Annotated in this window: 23 protein-coding genes; 6 read left to right on the top strand and 17 right to left on the bottom strand. The window is 69.0% G+C overall.

All coding sequences use genetic code 11. The features are described 5' to 3' along the window. Positions 1-247 precede the first annotated feature (247 nt). The 10 genes from AB5J62_RS01360 to AB5J62_RS01315 all read right to left on the bottom strand — a co-directional run bounded on the left by AB5J62_RS01360 (position 248) and on the right by AB5J62_RS01315 (position 9,493). A complete protein-coding gene (locus AB5J62_RS01360) occupies positions 248-349 on the bottom strand; it encodes a 30S ribosomal protein bS22 (protein ID WP_007030867.1) in 102 nt (33 codons plus the stop codon). Between the two features lie 141 nt (positions 350-490). After that, on the bottom strand, positions 491-706 hold the full coding sequence (locus tag AB5J62_RS01355) for a helix-turn-helix domain-containing protein (RefSeq protein WP_091293322.1): 216 nt from the start codon (positions 704-706) through the stop codon (positions 491-493). A 263-nt stretch (positions 707-969) separates the two neighbouring features. Then, positions 970-1,782, bottom strand: coding sequence for a pyrroline-5-carboxylate reductase (gene proC / locus AB5J62_RS01350; protein WP_370946269.1), 813 nt, complete (start codon positions 1,780-1,782; stop codon positions 970-972). A 284-nt stretch (positions 1,783-2,066) separates the two neighbouring features. After that, positions 2,067-2,840 carry a thioesterase family protein gene (locus AB5J62_RS01345; protein WP_370946268.1) on the bottom strand — a complete coding sequence of 258 codons (774 nt, stop codon included), beginning with the start codon at positions 2,838-2,840 and terminating at the stop codon, positions 2,067-2,069. Between the two features lie 332 nt (positions 2,841-3,172). After that, positions 3,173-3,976 (bottom strand): sugar phosphate isomerase/epimerase family protein, encoded by an 804-nt coding sequence (locus AB5J62_RS01340; RefSeq protein ID WP_370946267.1) that lies wholly within the window; start codon positions 3,974-3,976, stop codon positions 3,173-3,175. 12 nt (positions 3,977-3,988) lie between these two features. After that, the gene (locus AB5J62_RS01335; RefSeq protein ID WP_370946266.1) at positions 3,989-5,545 is read right to left on the bottom strand and encodes a hypothetical protein; all 1,557 of its coding nucleotides are present in this window, start codon (positions 5,543-5,545) and stop codon (positions 3,989-3,991) included. Positions 5,546-5,550: 5 nt separating this feature from the next. Continuing rightward, on the bottom strand, positions 5,551-6,576 hold the full coding sequence (locus tag AB5J62_RS01330; protein ID WP_370946265.1) for a hypothetical protein: 1,026 nt from the start codon (positions 6,574-6,576) through the stop codon (positions 5,551-5,553). A 27-nt stretch (positions 6,577-6,603) separates the two neighbouring features. After that, positions 6,604-7,293, bottom strand: a complete 690-nt coding sequence (locus tag AB5J62_RS01325; RefSeq protein WP_370946264.1) for a response regulator — start codon at positions 7,291-7,293, stop codon at positions 6,604-6,606. Then, entirely contained in the window at positions 7,290-8,519 is a 1,230-nt protein-coding gene (locus tag AB5J62_RS01320; protein ID WP_370946263.1) for a sensor histidine kinase, read from the bottom strand. The genes AB5J62_RS01325 and AB5J62_RS01320 overlap by 4 nt, the downstream gene beginning before the upstream one ends. Before the next feature lie 143 nt (positions 8,520-8,662). Continuing rightward, positions 8,663-9,493: an oxidoreductase gene (locus AB5J62_RS01315; RefSeq protein ID WP_370946262.1), complete on the bottom strand. Its 831-nt coding sequence runs from the start codon at positions 9,491-9,493 to the stop codon at positions 8,663-8,665. Between the two features lie 74 nt (positions 9,494-9,567). On the opposite strand from AB5J62_RS01315, the gene AB5J62_RS01310 reads away from it, so the two are divergent. Continuing rightward, a complete protein-coding gene (locus AB5J62_RS01310) occupies positions 9,568-10,188 on the top strand; it encodes a DNA-binding response regulator (RefSeq protein ID WP_370946261.1) in 621 nt (206 codons plus the stop codon). Between the two features lie 88 nt (positions 10,189-10,276). Here AB5J62_RS01310 and AB5J62_RS01305 read toward each other — a convergent pair whose 3' ends face one another. From AB5J62_RS01305 to AB5J62_RS01275, 7 genes are all read right to left on the bottom strand, one after another. After that, entirely contained in the window at positions 10,277-11,026 is a 750-nt protein-coding gene (locus AB5J62_RS01305) for a phosphoglyceromutase (protein ID WP_370946260.1), read from the bottom strand. 683 nt (positions 11,027-11,709) lie between these two features. Beyond that, positions 11,710-12,624 (bottom strand): DUF4349 domain-containing protein, encoded by a 915-nt coding sequence (locus tag AB5J62_RS01300; RefSeq protein WP_370946259.1) that lies wholly within the window; start codon positions 12,622-12,624, stop codon positions 11,710-11,712. Positions 12,625-12,691: 67 nt separating this feature from the next. Further along, complete coding sequence (locus AB5J62_RS01295; RefSeq protein ID WP_370946258.1) at positions 12,692-13,204, bottom strand: YbjN domain-containing protein; 513 nt, start codon at positions 13,202-13,204, stop codon at positions 12,692-12,694. Beyond that, entirely contained in the window at positions 13,201-14,442 is a 1,242-nt protein-coding gene (mshA, locus tag AB5J62_RS01290) for a D-inositol-3-phosphate glycosyltransferase (RefSeq protein WP_370946257.1), read from the bottom strand. The genes AB5J62_RS01295 and mshA overlap by 4 nt, the downstream gene beginning before the upstream one ends. 68 nt (positions 14,443-14,510) lie before the next feature. Beyond that, positions 14,511-15,326 carry an alpha/beta fold hydrolase gene (locus AB5J62_RS01285; protein ID WP_370946256.1) on the bottom strand — a complete coding sequence of 272 codons (816 nt, stop codon included), beginning with the start codon at positions 15,324-15,326 and terminating at the stop codon, positions 14,511-14,513. Next, positions 15,323-16,492 (bottom strand): Ig-like domain-containing protein, encoded by a 1,170-nt coding sequence (locus tag AB5J62_RS01280; protein WP_370946255.1) that lies wholly within the window; start codon positions 16,490-16,492, stop codon positions 15,323-15,325. Before AB5J62_RS01280 ends, AB5J62_RS01285 begins: the two co-directional genes overlap by 4 nt. A 110-nt stretch (positions 16,493-16,602) precedes the next feature. Continuing rightward, positions 16,603-17,679, bottom strand: coding sequence for a UDP-N-acetylmuramate dehydrogenase (locus AB5J62_RS01275; protein WP_370946254.1), 1,077 nt, complete (start codon positions 17,677-17,679; stop codon positions 16,603-16,605). On the opposite strand from AB5J62_RS01275, the gene AB5J62_RS01270 reads away from it, so the two are divergent. From AB5J62_RS01270 to AB5J62_RS01250, 5 genes are all read left to right on the top strand, one after another. Next, positions 17,678-18,178, top strand: a complete 501-nt coding sequence (locus AB5J62_RS01270; RefSeq protein WP_370946253.1) for a DUF2505 domain-containing protein — start codon at positions 17,678-17,680, stop codon at positions 18,176-18,178. The two genes, AB5J62_RS01275 and AB5J62_RS01270, sit on opposite strands and share 2 nt — an antisense overlap. Then, positions 18,157-18,951 (top strand): class I SAM-dependent methyltransferase, encoded by a 795-nt coding sequence (locus AB5J62_RS01265; RefSeq protein ID WP_370946252.1) that lies wholly within the window; start codon positions 18,157-18,159, stop codon positions 18,949-18,951. Before AB5J62_RS01270 ends, AB5J62_RS01265 begins: the two co-directional genes overlap by 22 nt. Positions 18,952-19,153: 202 nt before the next feature. Continuing rightward, positions 19,154-19,783 (top strand): DedA family protein, encoded by a 630-nt coding sequence (locus AB5J62_RS01260; protein ID WP_370946251.1) that lies wholly within the window; start codon positions 19,154-19,156, stop codon positions 19,781-19,783. After that, the gene (gene purU / locus AB5J62_RS01255) at positions 19,761-20,633 is read left to right on the top strand and encodes a formyltetrahydrofolate deformylase (protein WP_370946250.1); all 873 of its coding nucleotides are present in this window, start codon (positions 19,761-19,763) and stop codon (positions 20,631-20,633) included. Before AB5J62_RS01260 ends, purU begins: the two co-directional genes overlap by 23 nt. 13 nt (positions 20,634-20,646) lie before the next feature. After that, positions 20,647-21,270, top strand: coding sequence for a pyridoxamine 5'-phosphate oxidase family protein (locus AB5J62_RS01250; protein WP_370946249.1), 624 nt, complete (start codon positions 20,647-20,649; stop codon positions 21,268-21,270). Positions 21,271-21,346 lie beyond the last annotated feature (76 nt).

The raw sequence follows: 21,346 nt of genomic DNA, 5'->3' as shown, positions 1-21,346 counted from the left end.
TTGATCTTCAAACGGGCTTCAGTCACCCGAGGTGCGCGAACCTGCACTCACTGGAAGCATCGCGCCGACGCCCTCAGGATGTTACCGCTCATTAGGCATGGCCCAGAGGGGTCTTACATGCTATTAACTCGCCCACCTGGCAAACGTTTCGTGACGTCACTCGAATGGGGGCAGGAGCGTCCACAAACAGAGAATGGCCCGTCCAAGTGCTGGACGGGCCATACCCGAGCTGTCTCGCAGCCGAAGGCTACTTACCGGCCTTCCTGCGCTGAACCCGAGTGCGGCGAAGCAACTTGCGGTGCTTCTTCTTCGACATGCGCTTGCGGCGCTTCTTGATCACAGAGCCCACGGGCGCTCCTTAGGTCGTCGTCGGTCACGCTGCCCGGCGCAGCGTCCAACGGTTGGAGCGCACAGGCACGAGCGGTCTGCCAGGTTACCCGCGTCCGTCCAGCACTGAGTCGGCGGGCCCGGGTTCGGGCCCGCCGCTCACTCAACCTACGTCGAAGTATGCCCCTTCGAGGTAAGTGTGCACTGCTTTCTCAGGCACTCTGAACGACTTGCCGACGCGAACGGCCGGCAGTTCGCCCGAGTGCACGAGGCGGTAAACGGTCATCTTGGAGACCCGCATCAGCGTGGCCACCTCGGCGACCGTCAAAAACTGGACCTGCCCGACCGCGGGCACGTCCTCCTTCTTGTTCGGCGGCATGATTCACCGATCCTTCGACACGTGTCGCGCCGCGCGGCTTCCCCACCGGCGGTACCGACACGCACGTGCTCTCGTGAGAGTAGCGGGACTCGTGGGACTAATGCGACGCCAGTCACCGGTATGGGCCCCTGACCTGCCCCATTTGCACTAGCCAATATCTCCGTCGTACCCCGAATGCCACTTCTGGCAGGTCGCGAAAGCCCGAAAGCCACTTCCGGCAGGTCTCATCTGACGAAAGTGGCTTTCGGGTTAAAGCCGGCTGGTCAGGGGGTCTCGTGGGCCTTGCCGAGCTCGACCGAGCGGTCGCGCGCGGCTTCGATGGCGGCCAGCAAGGCCGCGCGGACGCCGTGTTTCTCCAGCTCACGGATGGCGTTGATGGTCGTGCCCGCCGGTGACGTGACCGCCTCGCGCAGGATGACCGGATGTTCGCCTGACTCGGCGAGCATCTTGCCCGCGCCGACGGCCGACTGGACGATCAGGCTCTCGGACAGCGCACGCGGCAGGCCGAGCAGGATCCCGGCGTCGATCATGGCCTCGACCAGGAAGAAGAAGTACGCGGGCCCGGAACCCGAGAGCGCGGTCACCGCGTCCTGCTGCGACTCCGGCACCTCGACGACCTTGCCGACGTGCTCCAGCAGCTCGCGGACGACGGTCAGATGTGCGGCCGTCGCGTGCTTGCCCGGTGACATCGCGCTCATCGCCTCGCCGACCAGCATCGGCGTGTTCGGCATCACGCGGACGACCGGCACACCGTCGGCCAGCCTGCGCTCGTACAGCGCGGTCGGCAGGCCCGCGCACAGGGAGACGACCAGCGAATCGGGCCCGAGCAGCGGCGCGAGTTCGTCGAGCACGGGGTCGATGTCCTGCGGCTTCACGGCGACGACCAGCACGTCGGCGCGCTTCGCCGCCTCCGGCACGGTGACGCCGTGCACGCCGTACTGCTCGGTCAGCTCGGCGGCACGGGCCGGATATCGCTCGGTGAACAGCAGGTCGTCGGCGCTCGTGCCGCCCTGCAGCAGCCCCGAGAGCAGCGCCTCTCCGATTTTTCCGGCACCCAGCAACGCGATAACGCTCATGTCACCCATCCAAACACCCAAGCGCCACCACGCCACAAGGGTGGCCCGCAACACGCTCCGACCACCCGGCCTGTATGAAGGCTCCCTTCATACAGCTATACGCGATGAAGGCTCCCCTCATCCAAGCCCGGCTGTATGAGGGGAGCCTTCATACGCTCCAGCTGCAGGGTCCCGGCAAAGCCCTGCGGGCAAGTTGATCTTCGCGAAACCCGAGTTTGGGCCAGTGGGTGGCCCAAACTCGGGTTTCGCGTGTTCGCGCCGTCAGCCTTGCCCAGCCCTGGCGATCAGGCTCCGGGAGCCGGGGCGAGGCCGAGCTGACGGGCCTGGCAGACGAGGCGGCCCTGCGAGTCGATCACCATGGCGTCCGAGTCGAACCAGGACTCGTGCACCGAGCGGCAGTCGACGATCACCCGCAGCCAGCCGGGTGCCGGGCGAGTGCGCAGCAGCGCGGTCAGCTGCACGCTCGGCGCCCAGCCGAAGCGGCCGAGGTTGAACACGACCGGCGGGTTCACGTCGCCGGCGACGAGCGCGAAGTACGGGTCGGCGAGGCCATGCCTCGGGCGGACCCACAGCTTGATCCTGGGCGGGTCGCCGGTGCGGCCTGCCAGGTAGCCAACGGTGGCGGGGTCGAGGCGGACGTCGCAGCCCTTGGCCAGGTTGAACGTGCCTTCGGCGGTGTCGCCCGCGATCGCGATCGCGCTGGCGGGCGGCTCGACGGGCATCGCGGGCAGTTCGGTCCACTCGGGACGGCGCATCGGCAAGCGGCCTGCGGTAACCCTGGCTTCGACGCAGCTGCGGCCGCGTTGCTCCAGGCCGACCGCGACCACGGTCGCGCGCCTGCCGACCTTGCGGACGTCCGTGCGCAGCAGTACCGGGCCGATCGCGGGCGGGCGCAGGAACTCGGCGCTGACCGCGAGCGGGTCGGCGGGCGGCTCGCCGCGCTCTTGGAGCACCGCGAGTGCGGCCTTGGCGAGCAGCGCCATGAGGAAGCCGCCGTGCGGGTGGCCGCCGATGGACCATTCGAGCTTGAGGTCGGCGGTGAACGTCCCGTCACCCATCGACCGCACCGTATTCGCCACGTCGAAGGACGTGGCGGTGTCGTCGAGCGGGCTCACCTAACGCTGACCAGCGCGGACGAGCACCGAAGACGATCTACGCAAGGCACGTGCAGACGCACGGTCGCGCCCCCCTCCACCAGGTTGCGCGCGGGGGTGCTCGCGCGCTCGCTGAGGATATCCACCCGGCTACCCGGCGCTCTCCGCCCGGCTACGAATCGTTTCATTCGGGTTTCGGATAGCGACGATCGCGGCGAACTCACGCACGGGACTTTACGTGTTCGGCTACCTGAATTGGAGAGACCTACGACAGTGTCATGAAACGCGTGAACTTCTCACTGTCCCAGGTGGAGCCGCGCGAACAGCAGCGACTCGGCGAGTTCGGCCGCGCGCTGTGCCTGCCCGGTGGCGTGCCTGGTGTTGATCTCCAGCACGATCTGCCCGCTGAAACCATTGCTGACCAGCTTCTCCAGCAATTCCGCGCACGGCTGATCACCGCGGCCGGGCACCAGGTGCTCGTCCTTGGGAATGCCGGTGCCGTCGGCGAGGTGGACGTGCGTGAGGCCCTCGCCCATTCGCTCGGCCAGCGCCAGCGCGTCCATGCCCGCTGCCGCCGTGTGCGACAGGTCGAGCGTGTAGTGCCGGAAGCCGACGTCGGTCGGGTCGATCGACGGCCGGAACGCCGACACCCGCGAGGTGCGCGAGCCGCCCGGCGGGCGGACCTTGAACATGTTTTCGACGGCGATCTCGATGCCGCTGGCGTCTTCGAGCTCGTCGACCAGGTCGCCGAACGCGTCGCCGTAGCGGCGCTGCCAGCGGAACGGCGGGTGCACGACGACCGTGCGCGCGCCGAGGTCGCCCGCGGCGTCGACGGTGCGGCGCAGCCGGATCACCGGGTCCGGCGACCAGATCCGCTGGGTGATCAGCAGCGACGGCGAGTGCACCGACAGCACCGGCACGCCCGTGCGCCGCGACCAGCGGCGCAGCGCGGAGACGTCCTGGCTGACCGGGTCGGCCCAGACCATCACCTCGACCCCGTCGTAGCCGAGGTCGGCGGCGAGCTCGAACGCCGTGCCGGCGCGCACGGGCCACACCGAAGCCGTCGACAGCCCGACCGGCACCCGAGATGGTTCAGTCACTCGGCAATGGTCCTATCTGGACAGCAGGAGCAATGCCGCAGGCGAGACCGTCACGACCAGGCCGACCAGCACGGCGAGCACCGTGGTCTGCAGGTCCTCGGCGCGGCGGATCTTCCTGACGATCCAGACCAGGCCGACGACCACGAGCAGCGCGGCGATCAACGCGGCGGCGGGCAGCTTCACCCACAGCCAGTTGAAGCCGAGCCACACGGCGGCGCCACCGACGACACCGGCCGCGAGCTGCCAAGCCAGCGCGAGCCATTGCTTGCCAGGTGAGCCTTCCTCCTCGGCGGGCGGCGGCTCTTCCTCCTCGGCGACGGGTTCGGCGTCGTACTCGTCTTCGTAGTCGTCGACGAGCGGGTCGTCGTCGTAGTCGTACTGGTCGTCGAGACGGCCGGGCGGCGCGTTCAGGTCGAGCGGCTCGTCGTCGAACGGGTCTTCACGCGGCATCGCGCGCTGCGGCGCGAACGACGGCGGCGTCGAGTACTGGGTCGGCGGGCCACCGTCGAGCAGCGCGGTGTCGAGCTGCGGCTCCTGGTCGACCGGCACCGCGGGCATGACGCCGACCTCGGTGTCGTCCATCGCGACCGCTTTGCGCTTCTTGCGCCAGCCCGCCAGTCCGGCGGGCGGCTCGTCAACGACCGGCGCGGGCGGCGGCGGTGCCGCGGCCGCGGGCGGCACCGGCGGTGCGGCGGGTGGGATGTCGTCGATGATCGTCGGGATCTGCTCGGTGTAGTCCTCCGGCTTCGGCTGCTGCCTGGCCGGCTGACGCCGCGGGCGCCGAGGTGGCGCCTGCGGCGACTGGAACGTGCCGCTGCCCATCCCGCCGGGTGCGGGCGGGGGCGGCGGGGGCGCGACTTCGGGCTCGGTGTCGAGGCCGTCCAGCCGCGACGAGAGCGCGCCGGTGTCGGCGGGCGGCTGGGCGCCACGCGGGCGGGCCGGGGTGATCCGGCGCCGGGTCTCCTCCTGGGAGACGGGTGGTGGTGGCTGCTGCTGGCGCGGCCCACGGCCACGCGGCGGCACCGGGAGCTGCCCGGAGTCCTGCGGATGCGGCGGCACACCTGGCGGCGGCATCTGCGGACGCGGGAGCTGAGCGGAGTCCTGCGGGCGCGGGAGCTGGGCCGAGTCCTGGGGCCGCGGCAGTTGCGCGGAGTCCTGCGGGCGCGGCAACTGGGCCGAGTCCTGCGGACGGGGCAGCTGCCCGGAGTCCTGGTGCACCGGCGGCTTGACCCGGAACGCCCCGGAGTCCTGCCGCTGACGCGGCGGGGCGGGTTGCTCCGGCTGCGGCTGCGCGCGACGGACCGGCGGCGCGGGTGCCGGTGGGGCCGGTGGTGCGGGGGCCGGTGGAGGAGGCGTGGCGCCACCGGCGACCCGGTCGATGATCGCCTGCGGCCCGGTGTCGCCCGCGGTCGGCTTGCGCCGTGAGCCACCCGGCTCCGGCGTCTCGACCACGTCGTCGTCAGCGGCGCGCCGTCGACGACGGCGCCCGCCTTCGGGCTTCGCTCCGTGTTGGGCGAGCAGTTCGGCCACCGTCTTCTGTGGCTGCTCGCTCCCGCTGTCCTCTGCCATCCCCTTCACCGTGCCCGTGTCTGACTGTCCAAGTCCAGTGCGCTGCTGCCACCGGTCCATTTACGCGACGAACCGCCACGATCCGTGTTCGAAGTTTCGTCCGCGCCGTTCGCGAGATCCAGTCGTCGAAGGATGACACCCTCCCGCAGCGCCCAAGGACAGATTTCGAGTTCGGAGAGTGACAACGCCTTCATCGTCGCCTGTGCGACCAGCGCACCGGCGACCAGCTGGTGGGATCGGCTGGCGCTGACCCCTTCGAGATAGGCCAGGTCATGCGCCGACATCCGCGAGATGAAGGCGATGAGCTGGCGTAACGCGGTGTCGGTCAGCACCCGCTTCGCCCTCGGCCCCGCCGCGGACGGCGCGGCGCCGGTGAGCCTGGCGAGCGACCGGAACGTCTTCGACGTCGCGACCACCCGATCGGGTGTACCCAACCTGGTGACCCGGTTCGCCAGGTCACCGAGCTGATCGTCGAGCCACGCCGTGGTGTCGATCAGCTCGGACCGTGACGGTGGGTCATGACGGAACCGGGTGCGCGTGGTGCGCCCGGCGCCGAGCGGGAGCGAGACCGCGAGCTGCGGCTCCTCGTCCATGCCCATCGCGACTTCCAGCGAGCCGCCGCCGATGTCGAGCACCAGCAGCTTGCCCGCCGACCAGCCGAACCACCGGCGTACCGCGAGGAACGTCAGCCGCGACTCGTCGGCGCCCGAGAGCACCTTGAGCTCGACCCCGGTCTCGTCGGCCACCTTGGCCAGCACCTTCGCCGAGTTCTTGGCCTCACGCACGGCCGAGGTGGCGAACGCCATGACGTCCTCGCACCCCAGCCGCACGGCCGCCGCCTTGGCCGATTCGACCGCGGCGACCAGGTCGTCCGCGCCCTTGCGGCTCAGCTCACCGGTCTTGGTGATCTGCTCCGCCAGGCGCAGCACCGCCTTCTCCGAGTGCATCGGTGTCGGGTGCGCACCACGATGCGCATCGACCACCAACAGGTGGACGGTGTTCGATCCGACGTCGAGAACCCCTAGGCGCACAGGGGGCTACGGTACCCGTTCTTCATCTCAGGTCTCGAACTTGTAACCAAGTCCGCGGACGGTGACGAGGTGACGGGGCGAGCCGGGGTCGGGTTCGATCTTGGACCGCAGCCGCTTGACGTGCACGTCGAGGGTCTTGGTGTCGCCCACGTAGTCGGCGCCCCAGACCCGGTCGATGAGCTGCCCGCGAGTGAGCACCCGGCCGACGTTGCGGAGCAGGTACTCGAGGAGGTCGAACTCCTTGAGCGGCAGCGAGACTTCAGCCCCGTCAACAGTGACGACGTGCCGTTCGACGTCCATCCGGACCGGTCCGGCCGACAGCACCAGCGGGGCCAGTTCGCCGTCCGCGCCGGGCTCGCCGCCGCGGCGCAGCACCGCGCGGACGCGGGCGATGAGCTCACGAGCCGAGTAGGGCTTGGTGACGTAGTCGTCGGCGCCCAGTTCGAGGCCGACCACCTTGTCGATCTCGCTGTCGCGGGCAGTGACCATAATCACTGGCACGGCCGAACGCTGGCGCAGCTGCTTGCACACGTCGGTGCCGCTCATCCCGGGCAGCATGAGGTCCAGCAGCACGATGTCCGCGCCGTTGCGGTCGAACTCCTCCAGCGCCTGCTGTCCCGTGACGGCGACGGCGGCGGTGAAGCCCTCCTTGCGCAGCAAGAAGGCGAGCGGGTCGGCGAACGACTCCTCGTCCTCGACGATGAGTACCCTCGTCACAGCTTTCCTCCATGGTCGGGGGCTTCTTGCCCGGTCACCACGAGCCGGGATGTCCGCTCGGGCGTGTTCTCCTGCCGCGGTGCGGGCGGGACCTGCTTGCCGGTTGCCGGTTCCGGCGAGAGATGGGCGGGTATCCGCAGGGTGAACGTCGATCCGGTGCCCGGACTGCTCCAGAGTCCCACCGATCCGCCGTGGTTGGCCGCCACGTGCTTGACGATCGCGAGGCCGAGCCCGGTGCCGCCGGTGGCGCGCGAGCGGGCCTTGTCAGCGCGGTAGAAGCGCTCGAAGACCCGTTGCTGCTCGTCCTCGGCGATGCCGATGCCGCGGTCGGTGACGGCGATCTCGATGTTGCCGTCGGCCAGCCGCCTGCTGATCGACACCGGGCTGCCGGAGGTCGAGTACGCGATGGCGTTCTCCAGCAGGTTCGACAAGGCGGTGACCAGCAGCGTCCGGTCGCCCTCGACGAGCAGTCCGCTGGCCGCGTCGGTGGTCACCGTGATCTCGGCGGACTCGGCCGACAACGATGTCCGCCCGAGCGCCTCGCGCACGACGGCGTCGACCTCGACCACATTGAGGTCGGGCAGCCGCTCGGCGCCCTGCAGCCGCGACAGCGCGATCAGCTCGGTCACCAGCTGGCCGAGCCTGGTCGACTCGCGCAGGATCTTGGAGCCGAAGCGGCGCACCTCTTCGACGTCCTCGGCCGCGTCGAGCACGGCCTCGGTGAGCAGCGCGATCGCGCCGACCGGCGTCTTGAGCTCGTGCGAGACGTTGGCGACGAAGTCGCGGCGGGTGGCCTCCAGCCGGACCGCCTCGGAGTGGTCGACCGCCTCGACGATGGTGAAGCCGTCGCCGAGCGGGCGCACGATGCCGAGCACGGCCTCCGGCTGGCGGCCACGCGCTTCGAGCGGCGAAAGGTCGATCTCCATCGGCTCGTCGGTCTCGACGACCTGCTCGGCCGCTTGGCGCGCCCTCGGGTCGGCCTGGCTGACCCTGACCAGGCCGAGCTCGTAGGCACGCGGGTTGTGCAGCACCATGTCGCCGAACCTGTTGAGCACGACGACACCGTTGTTGGAGGAGCGCACGAGCCGCATCAGCAGCTCGGCGACGGTCGGGCCCTCGGGCTTCCGCTCGGCCCGCTGGGTCCGGGTGCGGGCGATGAGGAAGCCGATGGCGACTCCGACCACCAAAGCACCGATGGCCAGTGCGAATGAGACGGGCACGGTCACGAGAGGATGGTAAGCGCGGAGGTAGCCCATTGGCCTAGTACTGGATGCGTTCTCGTGACGGCCGTGACACCTGCGGGGAACATGTTCGGCGCTGGTTCAGACGCCGTTCATTTTGTTGCCGCTTAGTGGCTTCTTCACGCAGTTCAGAGGCTACCGAGGTCTTCGTCGGTGAGGCGGAGCGAAGCCGCCGCGATGTTCTGCTCCAGGTGCCCCAGGTCACCCGTTCCGGGGATGGCGAGGACGTTCGGTCCCTTGTGGAGCGTCCACGCGAGCCGGATCTGCGCGGGCGTCACGCCGTACTTGGCGGCGAGTTCGTCGATGCCCGCGTTTTCGGCGCTGTTGGCGACCGCGAAGAACGGCACGAACGCGATGTCGTGCTCCGCGCAGGTTTCGATGAGCGCGTCGTCCTCGCGTCGCGTGGCGAAGCCGTACTGGTTCTGCACGCACACGACCGGCGCGATTTCCCGCGCCTCGTCGAGGTGTTCCGGCCCGACGTTGGAGATGCCGAGTTCCCGGATCATTCCCGCTTCGCGGAGTTCCGCCAGCGCGCCGAACCGGTCCGCGAGCGAGCCCGTGCCGCGGTCGAGTGCCTCACCGATGCGCAGGTTGACGACGTCGAGGTGGTCGAGGCCGAGCTGGCGGAGGTTCTCTTCGACCTGTCCCTTGAGCTGCTCCGGCGTCGCGGACGGCAGGAAGACGCCCGACGGGTCGCGGCCGGGCCCGACCTTGGTGGTGACGACGAGGTCGTCCCGGTACGGCCGGAGCGCGGTGTTGATGAGTTCGTTGGCGGAAAGGTGGCCCTGGAAGTAGAAGGCGGCCGTGTCGATGTGGTTGACGCCGAGTTCGACGGCGCGCCGGAGCACGGCGATCGCGGAGTCCCGGTCGCGGAACATCAGGCGCATCGCGCCGAAGCCGAGGCGGTTGACGGTGAACTGGCCGAGCTTCCAGGTGCCGGCTGCTGCTGCGTTGGTCATGGATTCAGCTTCGCTTCGGTCTTTTTTCGGCGCAGGGTTTGGCAACATGCTGCCGACTTGCGGACACTTACGGCGTGGACGACGTAGTGGTGGTACGCGGCGAGCAGGAGCTGTTCGCCAGGACGGCGCATCTTTTCGCGCGCGCCGACGAGGTGTCGTGCGCGGCGAACGATCTGCACACCTGGGCGGCGTCGCGGTCCGGCGAGAGCCAGTCGACCGGCGGCAAGCGGATCAGGAAGGTCTACCGGCCCGGCGTGCTGCTCGACTCGGCACGCGAACTCCGGCACGCGGAACGACTCGGCGTGCAGATCCGGATCACCACTTCCGAGGTGAACGAGACGATCATTTTGGACTCTCGCATCGCGATACTCGCGGGCGACAAGGAAGCCGGTTCTCGGGCCTATAGCGTGGTTTCCAAGCCGGAACTGGTGCAGGGGATCGTGTCACTGTTCGAAGCGGCCTGGCGCGGCGCGACCGAACTTTCCGTCTATGACGCCGATTTCGCCGAACTGCGCAGGCAGGCCCCGCAGATCTTGGACCTGCTTTCCTCTGGCTGCAAGGACGAGACGGCCGCGCGCACACTCGGCCTCGGCCTGCGCACGTACCGCCGCCGCGTCGCCGAGCTCATGGACGCGCTCGGCGCGACCTCCCGCTTCCAAGCGGGCGCCCGTGCCCGCGAGGTCGGCATCCTCTAGCAACCCGGGATAAAGCGGGCTTTACTCCCGTGGATAAAGCCCGCTTTACTCCGGGGAGTAAAGCGGGCTTTATCGCGGATTTCGGGTACTAGCGGCCCTGGTTCGCGACCGCGGCCGCGGCCTCCTTGGCCGCCTCCGGGTCGAGGTAGAGACCACCGGGGGTGACCGGCTTGAGGTCGTCGGTCAGGTCGTAGCGCAGCGGGATGCCGGTCGGGATGTTCAGGCCGGCGATGTCGGCGTCCGAGATCCCGTCGAGGTGCTTGACGAGCGCGCGCAGCGAGTTGCCGTGCGCGGCGACGAGCACGGTCTTGCCCGCGCGGAGGTCCGGCACGATCTCGGACTCCCAGTACGGCAGCAGCCGCTCGACGACGTCCTTGAGGCACTCGGTCAGCGGCGCCTTGTCGCCGAGGTCGGCGTAGCGCGCGTCGTGCGCCTGGCTGAACTCGTCGTCGGGGTCGATCGGCGGCGGCGGGGTGTCGTACGAGCGGCGCCAGAGCATGAACTGCTCCTCGCCGTACTGGTCCAGGGTCTCCTTCTTGTTCTTGCCCTGGAGCGCGCCGTAGTGGCGCTCGTTGAGCCGCCAGTCGCGCTTGACCGGGATCCAGTGCCGCTCGGCGCCGTCGAGCGCGAGGTTCGCCGTCGAGATCGCGCGGCGCATCAGCGAGGTGTGCACGACGTCGGGCAGCAGGCCCGAGTCCTTCAGCAGCGCACCGCCGCGACGTGCCTCGGCCTCGCCCTGCTCCGAGAGCGGCACGTCGACCCAGCCGGTGAACAGATTCTCCGCGTTCCACGTGCTCTGCCCGTGACGCAGCAGCACCAACGTCCCAAGTTCGACCATGGCCGCAAGCCTGCCAGAGATGCGCTGACGTGGGACGGGCGGACCAGTTACCCCGATAAGTCCTACCCAGAGTGTGTTACTCAACGGTAACACGTCACCCACAGAACAGAATACTCGTCAACAAGCATGAATACCGCCCATTTGGACTGCATTGCGTTAGCCCATCCGGGGAATTTCACTCGAATGGAGTAACCAGTAGTCTTGTGATTACAGGTGGACATCTGACAGGTTGACTACCGTCCCGCTCGGTCGGATTCCACGCACTCCCCGACCGGCCGCGGACCGTGACCGCGACTCGTCTCCCCCCTGCCGAGTCGCGGCCCCGCCGGCCCCGTTGGCACCCCCCTCGTCACCGGGTCCACAAGTGGCGGGAACTTCAGCGGGGCGGCTTGAGATCGCGACTCCCCCTCCCTCAAGCCGCTCCGCCTTTCCCCAAGGACCTCGTGAGCGTTCCCGACGGTTAGAACCGTCGCCATCACTCACGACCCCTGTACCCAGCCGGCCATCTCGCGTACCCCGAGAGTCGGCACGCGTGCCTGGCGGGTCGGCACGCTGACGACCCTCCAGGTGCGCGTGCCGACCCTTGAGGCACTCCAACAAGACCCAAAGCATTTGCCCAGTTCAGAGGGGGTCGTGAGTGATGCGGCCGGTTCTAACCGGCCTAAACACTCACGACCCGAGACTCACTCGGCGGGCAGTGGCTCGGGGGTCGCCGGGACGCGGGCGGGGCGGCGCTTGCGCAGCCACCAGACCAGCGCGAACGCCGGGACGCCGAGGAACAGCAGGAACGGGCCGAGTGCGCCGAGCACGGTGAGCACGCCGCCGCCGAAGGTCAGGAACGCGTCCCAGCCGTTCGCGAGGCCGCCGAAGAACCCCGAGCGCTCCTCCGGCTTGGCCGGTGGCGTGCCCTTCTGCGAGACGCTCACCGAGATCGTCGACATGGCGACACTGCCCGCGAGCGCCTGCTGCCTGCGCTGCATCGACTCCAGCTCGGCCTCGCGGGTGGTCAGCTCGGCTTCGACCGAGGTGATCTCGCCGACCGAGTTCGCCTTCCCCAGCAGCGCGCGGACGCGCTCGACGCTGGCCTTCTGGGTCGCGATGCGGGACTCGACGTCGACGACCTGCTCGGTCACGTCCTGGGTGCTCTGCTCGCGGCTGGTGACCTCGCCGAGCTTGGACAGGTCGGCGAGCGTCGTGTCGAGCTTGTCGCTGGGCACGGCGAGACTGACCGTCGCCGAGTGCTTGTCACTGCGCTCTTGGCCGGTGTAGCCGCCGGCGCCGACCGCGACCTGGCGCACCGAGTCGACGATCGCGGGCACGTCGCTCGCGGCCAGCGAGAGCTTCGCGGTCTTCACGAGCTTGCGGTCCTGGACACCCGCCTGCCCCACCGGCACACCGGCGGCCTTGCCCTGCTGACCAGGCTGGCCCTGTGACGAGCCCGCGCTGTCCTTGGCCGAACCTGAGCCCTGCTGCGGCTGCGCTGGCGCGGCCTCGCCGGAAAAGCTCGTCGAGCTCTTCGCGGAGTCGTTCGACCCGCAGCCCGCCAGCGCCAAACCGGCCGCGACCAGCACCAACCACCGTCTAGCCGAGAACTTCATCGCCTGTCTCCCTCCAGTCATGGCCGGTGAGACGGTCGAAGTGCTCAGCTGCGTTGCATATGCGAAATCACGAGTTGGTCAAGGAACCGGGCTCGTGCGACGCGGGCTCGACGAGGTGTTTGAACGCCTGCAGGTTCGCCAGGGATTCACCACGCGAGACGCGCCAGTCCCACTCTCGCTTGATCGACGTCGCGAAGCCGATCTCCAGCAACGTGTTGAAGTCGCCGTCGGCAGCCTCCAGCACCTGCCCGAGGATCTTGTCCAGCTCGGCCTCGGTGACGGTGTCCAAACCGAACCGGCCGACCAGATAGATGTCGCCACTGGAGTCCAATGTGTAGTGAACTCCGTACAGTTTCGCGTTACGCCGCAACAGAAACCGGTAGACCTCTTCGTGCGCCTCGTCCGGGCGGCGGCAGACGAACGCCTCCACCGCGAACGCGTGGTCGCCGACGATCAGCCAGGCGTTGGTCTGCAGCTTCTTCGTACCGGGCAGGGTGACGAAAAACCCGCTGTCGCCCCGTTTTTCGTACTTCAGCTCCGCATTGTCCAAAGCGGACTCGATGATCGAGCCGACACTCACACCGCCACCTCCAGAGCGCGCTGGAACGCGCTCGTCGCCTGCGTGTAGGTGTCCAGCAAAGCATCCGTGGTGCGCGCCCACGAAAAACGACGCGCGTGCGTCACCGCGTTGGTGGCCAGTTCCGCGTGCCGCGCGGGCTGCAAGGCCACGTTCGCCAGCGCGGACGCCCAGTCCGGACCGGCGTGCGACGGCACGAGCAAGCCGGACACGCCGTGCACGACCGCGACCGGCAGCCCGCCGACCTCGGCGGCGACCACCGGCGTCCCGCAGGCCTGCGCTTCGAGCGCGACCAGGCCGAACGACTCGTTGTAGCTCGGCACCGCGACCACGTCCGCGGCGCGGTAGACGTTGACCAGCGACTTGCCCGGCTGCGGCGGCATGAACCAGGTCTGCCGCTCGATACCCAGCGAGACCGCCAGCTCACGCAGCGCTTGCGGCTGCTCCAGCCCGGTGCCCGACGGTCCGCCGACGATCAGCACGATCAGCCGCGACGCCAGCTCCGGGCGTTGTCGCAGCAGCTCGGCGGCGGCGTAGAGCAGCACGTCCGGCGCCTTCAGCGGCTGGATCCGGCCCGCGAAGGCCATGATCACCGCGTCCGGCGGCAGGCCGAGCGCGGCGCGGGCGTCGGTCTTGGAACCGGGGGTGAACCGCTTCAGGTCGACGCCGGGCGCGACGGTGTGCACCTCGCGCGGGTCGGCGTCGTAGAGCTCGATGAGCTGACGCGCCTCGACGGCGGTGTTCGCGATGAGGCTGTCGGCCTCCTCGACCACCTGCTCCTCGCCGATCACGCGGGTGCGCGGCTCGGGGGTGTCGCCCTCGGCGAGCGCGGCGTTCTTGACCTTCGCGAGAGTGTGCGCGGTGTGCACCAGCGGCACACCCCAGCGGTCGCGCGCGAGCCAGCCGACCTGGCCGGAGAGCCAATAGTGCGAGTGGATCAGGTCGTAGTAGCCAGGCTCGTGGAACGCCTCGGTCCGCAGCACGCCCGAGGTGAACGCGCACAGCTGCGCGGGTAGCTCGTCACGGCCGAGCGGCTCGAACGGCCCGGCCGGGATGTGCCGGACGAGCACGCCTGGCGCGAGTTCGGCCACCGGCGGCTGCTCGGACGAGGTCGCTCTGGTGAACACCTCGACCCCGACGCCTCGCGCGGCCATCTCCTGCGCCGTTTCGGCGACGTACACGTTCATGCCGCCCGCGTCACCGGTGCCCGGCTGCTCGAGCGGCGATGTGTGCACTGACATCACGGCCACCCGGCGCGGCGCACGACGAATCCCATGCAGGGAGAAGCTCACCAAGTACTCCTGAGTGCTTAAGCGGTCACGTCGTCGGCGAACTGCCGCAGTACGCCGGTGAACTCCGGCGCGACTTCGGCGAACGGCAGATGCCCCACATCCGATAACCAACGCGTAACAGCACCCGGAATCTTCCCGGCCGCGTATTCCGCCGCCGAGAAGTTGACGACCCGATCGTCCGTGCCGTGCACGATCAGGGTCGGCACGTCGATGGCGGCGAGCACGTCCTCGCTGCCTACATCCCGCTTGAACAGGGCTTTCCTGACGAACGGCGGCGTCGAGAGGCTCGCGCCGAGCATGGCCTGCCCGAGTGCGCCCGGTACTACTTTCGTCGCCTGCGCGCGGGAAAATTCGACCAGCGCCGGGACCGCGATGTCCGGATCGTCCGATAACGCGGCGGGCAGCGCGGCCGCCATGGCCGGGCCGATGCTCCCGCCGGGCCGTCCGCGGCCGATCTCGGTGATCGCGCCGACGAGCACGATCCCGCTCAACCGTGCGGTTCCGTGCGCGCGCAGGTAGTCCGCGATCACCAGCCCGCCGTAGGACCAGCCGACCACGATCGCGGGCGCGGCGGCGAAGTCGAGCACGGCGGCGAGCTCGTCGGCCCAGACCTGCGAATCGCCGTAGCCGTCAGCCGGGACGTCCGAAGCGCCATGGCCGCGGAGATCGACCGCGACCAAGCGATACTTCCGCAGCGACTCGTCGGTGAGCTGCGGCAGCCAGGCAGCCGACGACTGGGCCCAGCCGTGCACGAAGACGATCGCGGGCGCGTTCTCGGCGCCTTCGACGCGGACCGCGAGGCGTACCCCGTCAGCGCTGACCTCGGTGTTCACTTGACCGCGGAGAAGGACTTCCAGGTAGCCCAGTCGTAGAGCCAGTCCTTGACGTCCGACTTGGTCGGGCCGGGCAGTCGCGAGCCCTTGATCTCCACCGGGTCACCCACGAGCGCCGAGTCGAAGTAGTCCTTGGCGTCGGCTTCGAGCAGGTTGACGCAGCCGTGCGAGTTGTTGGTCTTGCCGATCGCGGCCGCGTTGTCCTGGTTCTCGTGGATGAACTCGCCGTTGTTGGAGATCCGGCAGGCCCACTTCTTGTTGACGTTCGTGTAGCCGTAGCGCGCGTTGTCGAACACGGCCTGCGGCTTCTTCTCCATCACGATGAAGGTGCCGTTGGGGGTGTTGCGGTCGACCTCGGCGTCCAGGCCGTTGGCGCACGGGTAGCTCTTGTGCTCCGCGCCGCCGCGGTAGACGTGCATCCGGTGGTCAGGAGTGTTGATCTTGACGACCTGGTTGCGGCCGATCTTGAACTTGGTGGTGACGTCGGCCTTGCCGTACGCGCCGCCGCCGAGGTCGACGCCGAGCAGCTTCGCCTCCACGTTGACCTCGATGTTGGCTGGCCAGTACTCCTTGGGCCGGAAGTCCACCTGGGTCTCGGACAGCCAGCCCCACGAGCCCTCGACGTCCTTGTCGGTCTTGACCTTGAGCGCCTTCTCGACCTCGGCCTTGTTCTTCACCGCGGACGCGAACTTCACGCTGATCGGCATCGCGACACCGACGGTGACGTTGTCGGCCGGGTTCAGCGTGGCGCGGACCTCTTTGGCGGGCTTGAGCGTGGTGAAGGTGCCCTTGAGCTCGGCGGGCTTGTTGTCGGTGCCCATGGCCTTGGCGGCGTAGGTGTACGTCTTGCCGTAGCCGAGCGGCTCGGAGCTGGTCCAGCTCAGGCCGTCGGCGGCCAGCTCGCCCTTGACCGCCTTGTCTCCTTCACCGGTGACCTTGACGTCGGTCAGTTTGCCCTCGGTGACCTTGACCACGATCGGCTTGGCGACCGGAGCGTCCTTGGCGTCGACGGCCGGTTCGGCGGTGATCTTGGCCTTCGGCGCCTCTTCGGCGGGCTTGCCGTCGACCGAGGTGGCGTTGCCGCTCTCAGTGCTGGAGCAGGCGGCGAGCAGCATGGAAGCCCCCGCGGCCAAGGCAGCCTTGAACACCGTGCGCCGTTCCAACACCGTCAACCTCCCATTGCCACCCCGTCAACGCCTAACAGCGCTCTACAGCGGTTCGACGTTACTTCTCCCCCACTGTGCTTTAGGACGTGTTTACCCCGCGTGGGTTGCCCCTAAAGGTGGCAGTTGATGAGGAGCGGCTCAGGGTGGAGCTCGACTCCGAAGCGCTCTCGGACGCCGTCGCGAACCTCGGCGGCCAGCGTGAGCAGGTCTTTCGTAGACGCGTCGCCGCGGTTGGTGAGCGCGAGCGTGTGCTTGGTCGACAGGGACACGCGGCCGCCGGGCCCCTGGTGGCCCTTGGCGAACCCGGCACGCTCGATGAGCCAGGCCGCGGACAGCTTCACCCCGTTGTCGGCCGGGTACTCGGGGACGCGGACGTCGTCGCCGACGACGCTCGTGATGTGGGCCCGAACGACGTCGGCGCGCTCGGCCGGGATGATCGGGTTGGTGAAGAAGGAGCCCGCGCTCCAGGTGTCGTGGTCGGCCGCTTCGAGGACCATGCCCTTGCCGCGGCGCAGGCCGAGCACGGCCTCGCGGGCCTGCGCGACCGGGACCCGCTCGCCGATCTCGACACCCAGCGTGCGGGCCAGTTCGGCGTAGCGGATGGGCACCGAGAGGCCGTCCGGCGTGAGCGCGAACCGGACACTGAGCACGACACCGGCATCGGTGCCCTTGAGCACGCTCGCGCGGTAGGCGAAGCCGAGGTCGGCGGCGGACATCGTGCGGACCTCGCGCGCGGCGCGGTCGTAGAACTCGATCGACACCAGCGTCTCGCTGATCTCGCAGCCGTACGCGCCGACGTTCTGGATCGGCGTCGCGCCGACCGAGCCGGGGATGCCGGAGAGGCATTCGACCCCGCCGAGGCCCTCGGTGACCATGGACTCGACGAACTCGTCCCAGTTCTGGCCGGCGGCGACGTCGACGAAGTCGCCGTCGCGCTGCCAGCCGCTGGTCGAGATCTTGATCACCGTACCGTCGAAACCGGCGTCACCGACGACCAAGTTGGAGCCGCCGCCAAGCAGGAGCACCTGCTCACCGGCCTCGTCGGCCTGCGCGACGAGTTTCACCAGCACGTCGGCCGACGTCGCCTCGGCGAAGGCGCGCGCCGGGCCGCCGAGCCGGAGCGTGGTGTGGTCGGTCAGCGTCGTCTGGGTAGGGGTCACGGCAGGAAACGGTACTGTCCGGGGCATGGGATCCCGTATCGAGCACCGCGCTTTGTTCTCACCGGACGTCGAAGCGGTGCTGGCCGCCACGTCCACTGAGGACGCCATCCGCGCGCGCCTCGCGGAAATCGGCGGGGAGCACGCCGAGCTGCTCAGCTTCACGCCGTCCGGCGACGGCGTCAGCTTCAAGCTGCGGCAGGGCATCTCCGCCGAGCGGCTGCCGCAGGCGGTACGGGTGATCCACAAGGGTGACCTGATGGTCGAGCGCACCCAGACCTGGACCCGCGACGGCGACGGCTACACCGGCACCGCCACGGCCGTCGTCAGCGGCGTGCCCGGCGAGATCACCGCGCGCACGTCGTTGAAGCGCGAGGGCGACAAGACCGCGCTGACGAGCCTCGGCGAGGTCGTCGTCCGCATCCCGCTGATCGGCTCGAAGCTCGAAGGCGTCATCGCCGAGCAGGTCACCAAGCTGCTGCACCGCGAAGCGGAGTTCACCGCGAAGTGGCTGGCCGAGAACGCCTGATCGGGGCGCCGACCCGCGGCACGACCAACCCGAACCGCCTCCGCCGCGTCGACCGCTGGCTGACGGCGGACCCCGCCGTCGTCGCCCTGCTGCGCGCGACGGCCCCACCGCTGGTCGTCGACCTCGGCTACGGCGCCTCCCCGGTCACGACCGTCGAAATGGCCCGCCGCCTGCGCACGGTCCGCCCCGACATCCGCGTACTCGGCCTCGAACTGGACGCCGAACGGGTCGCCGTCGCCCAAGCCGCGGCCGGTCCACTCCTGGAGTTCCAGCGCGGCGGCTTCGAGCTGGCCGGGACACGACCGGCGGTGGTGCGCGCGTTCAACGTGCTGCGTCAGTACGACGAAACCGAGGTCGCGCAGGCGTGGCAGCTGATGCTGGACCGCCTCGCGCCCGGCGGGTTGCTGGTCGAAGGCACCTGCGACGAGATCGGCCGCCTCTGCACCTGGGTCACGGTTTCCGCTTCGGGTCCGCTGACGTTGACGTTGTCCTGCAAGGTTTCCACGCTCGACCGACCGTCCACAGTGGCCGAACGCCTGCCCAAGATCCTGATCCACCGGAACGTGCCCGGCGAGCGCGTCCACGACCTCATGTCCACCTTGGACACCTGCTGGGCCACCGCCGCGCCACACCAGGCCTTCGGCGCCCGCGCGCGCTGGGTCCACACCGTGCACCTGCTCACCCAGCGCGGGTGGCCGGTCCAGGGCCGACCCTCGCGGTGGCGCCTGGGCGAGTTGACCCTGCCCTGGTCCAGCGTCGCTCCCCTCCCCTGACCAGACCCCGAAAGTGGCTTTCGTCAGGTGTGAAAGCCCGAAAGCCACTTTCGTCAGATCGCATCTGACGAAAGCCACTTTCGGGCTATAGGACCTGACGAAAGCCACTTTCGGGGTTGGGTGGGGAAAGCTCACGTGGGCTTTACCTGGGTCGCCCCGGGCTGTTACCCGGGGGTGGCTTTGGGTGATCAGGCTTCGAGGTGTGGAGGTGTTGGAGCAGGTCACGGGGCTGTTGCGGGAGAGCGTCGGCTCGCCGTGGCTGTGGGTGATCGTGTTCGGGGTCGCCGGTCTCGACGCGCTGCTGCCGTTCATGCCGAGTGAGACGACCGTGGTGACCGTGGCCGTGTTGTTCGGGCCGGATCCGGGGAAGCTGCTCGCGCTGGCGGCCACGGCGACCGTCGGGGCTTGGGCTGGTGACTGTCTCGGCTATGTCGTCGGACGCGAGGTCGGCCCGAAGGCGATCTCCTGGCTGCGAGAAGACCGTTACGAGTGGGCCAAGGCCAAAGTGGACCGGCACGCCACCATGCTCATCGTCGCGGCCCGGTACCTCCCTGGCGGGCGGGTCGCGAGTGCGCTGGCGACCGGGAGTCTCGGGTATCCGTTCCGCAGGTTCGTCGCGTACGACGCGCTCGGCGCCGGGCTGTGGGCGGTCTACAGCGTGCTGATCGGGCTGGTGGGCGGGGCGGCGTTCGCGGATGAGCCCGCGAAGGGCCTGCTGCTGTCGTTCGGGCTGGGGCTGGGGCTCGTGGCGGCCGTCGAGTCGGGGCGGAGGCTGGCCCGGCGACCGGGTCTGAGCTGCACGAGGAATGATGAGGGGCGTGTCTGCCCCTGAGCGTCGCTACGTCATCACCTTCGGCTGCCCCGACCGCACCGGCATCATCGCCCGGATCTCCGGGTTCCTCGCCGAGCACGGCGGCTGGATCGTCGAGGCGGCCTATCACACCGACCCGGACACCGGCTGGTTCTTCACGCGCCAGGTCGTGCGCGCGGATTCGCTGCCGTTCGAGGTCGAGGTGCTGCGCGAGAAGTTCGGGGCGGTCGCGGCGTCGCTTTCCGCGGAGTCGAGCTGGCAGGTGAGCGACACCGGCGAGCGCAAGCGAGTCGTCATCCTGGTGTCGAAAGAGGGCCATTGCCTCTACGACCTGCTGGGCCGGGTCGCCGCGGGTGAGCTGGACGTCGAGATCAGCGCGGTGATCGCCAATCACCCCGACCTCGGCGACATCACGCGGGCGCACGGCATCCCGTTCCATCACGTCGCGTTCGCCGACCGCAAGGCCGAGGCGTTCGAAGAGGTGCGCAAGCTCGTCGGCCAGCACGACCCGCACGCGGTCGTGCTGGCGCGATTCATGCAGATCCTGCCCGCGGAGCTGTGCGCGGAGTGGAGCGGGCGGGTGCTCAACATCCACCACAGCTTCCTGCCGTCGTTCATCGGCGCGCGGCCGTATCACCAGGCGTACGCGCGCGGCGTGAAGCTGGTCGGCGCGACCTGCCACTACGTCACCGCCGACCTCGACGCCGGTCCGATCATCGAGCAGGACGTCATCCGGGTCGACCACGGCGACTCCATCGCGGACATGGTCCGCAAGGGCAGGGACATCGAGAAGGTGACCCTGTCGCGGGGTTTGCGCTGGCACCTCGAGTCGCGTGTCCTAGTTCACGGGAATCGAACGGTCGTTTTCTAGGTACCGTGGCGGTATGGGGAATGTGACCGTTGTAGACACGCACGAGGCGTTGACCGGCATCATCGGCGAGGTCGGCGATGGTGCGATCCGCAAGGACATCGGCCGCATCGACCCGCACGCGCGGACGTTGATCGAGAATTCGCCGTTCGTCTTGCTCGCGACGTCCGCCCCGGACGGCACCTGCGACGTCTCGCCGCGTGGCGACCCCGCCGGGTCCGTGCTCGTGCTGGACGAGAAGACGCTGGTGATCGCGGACCGGCCGGGCAACCACCGGGTCGACAGCTTCCGCAACATCGTCGACAACCCGCACGTCGGGCTGCTGTTCCTGGTGCCGGGGATGAACGAGACCCTGCGCGTCAACGGCAGCGCCCAGCTGGTGTCGGACGGGCCGTTCTTCGACGACCTGATCGTCAAGAACAAGCGGCCTCAGCTCGCCGTGGTCGTCACGGTGAACGAGCTGTACCTGCACTGTGCCAAGGCTTTCATGCGGTCGAGTCTCTGGAAGCCGGAGACCTGGCCCGACCGCAAGTCGCTGCCCAGCGCGGGCCGCATCTTCAAGGATCAGCTCAACATCGCGGCGGACGCCGACGCGGTCGACGCCGACCTGACCGCCCGCTCGATCGCGGGCCAGTACTGAGTCGTGCGCGTGGGTCGTGAGTGTTTTGACCGGTTAGAACCGGCCGTATCACTCACGACCCCACGCGCACGAGTCC

This window comes from Amycolatopsis sp. cg5, from assembly GCF_041346955.1.
GTDB lineage: Bacteria > Actinomycetota > Actinomycetes > Mycobacteriales > Pseudonocardiaceae > Amycolatopsis.
Note: the sequence above shows the minus strand (reverse complement) of the source record. Positions and strands in the feature narration are given on the sequence as shown.

Excerpts from the sequence above, each read along its gene's own strand:
- AB5J62_RS01345 (WP_370946268.1), bottom strand. The coding sequence starts at position 2,840 with ATGGGTGACGGGACGTTCACCGCCGACCTCAAGCTCGAATGGTCCATC.
- purU (WP_370946250.1), top strand. The coding sequence starts at position 19,761 with ATGAGGGGCGTGTCTGCCCCTGAGCGTCGCTACGTCATCACCTTCGGC.
- mshA (WP_370946257.1), bottom strand. The coding sequence starts at position 14,442 with ATGTCAGTGCACACATCGCCGCTCGAGCAGCCGGGCACCGGTGACGCG.
- proC (WP_370946269.1), bottom strand. The coding sequence starts at position 1,782 with ATGAGCGTTATCGCGTTGCTGGGTGCCGGAAAAATCGGAGAGGCGCTG.
- AB5J62_RS01300 (WP_370946259.1), bottom strand. The coding sequence starts at position 12,624 with ATGAAGTTCTCGGCTAGACGGTGGTTGGTGCTGGTCGCGGCCGGTTTG.
- AB5J62_RS01315 (WP_370946262.1), bottom strand. The coding sequence starts at position 9,493 with ATGACCAACGCAGCAGCAGCCGGCACCTGGAAGCTCGGCCAGTTCACC.
- AB5J62_RS01335 (WP_370946266.1), bottom strand. The coding sequence starts at position 5,545 with ATGGCAGAGGACAGCGGGAGCGAGCAGCCACAGAAGACGGTGGCCGAA.
- AB5J62_RS01355 (WP_091293322.1), bottom strand. The coding sequence starts at position 706 with ATGCCGCCGAACAAGAAGGAGGACGTGCCCGCGGTCGGGCAGGTCCAG.
- AB5J62_RS01275 (WP_370946254.1), bottom strand. The coding sequence starts at position 17,679 with ATGCCCCGGACAGTACCGTTTCCTGCCGTGACCCCTACCCAGACGACG.
- AB5J62_RS01305 (WP_370946260.1), bottom strand. The coding sequence starts at position 11,026 with ATGGTCGAACTTGGGACGTTGGTGCTGCTGCGTCACGGGCAGAGCACG.
- AB5J62_RS01250 (WP_370946249.1), top strand. The coding sequence starts at position 20,647 with ATGGGGAATGTGACCGTTGTAGACACGCACGAGGCGTTGACCGGCATC.
- AB5J62_RS01270 (WP_370946253.1), top strand. The coding sequence starts at position 17,678 with ATGGGATCCCGTATCGAGCACCGCGCTTTGTTCTCACCGGACGTCGAA.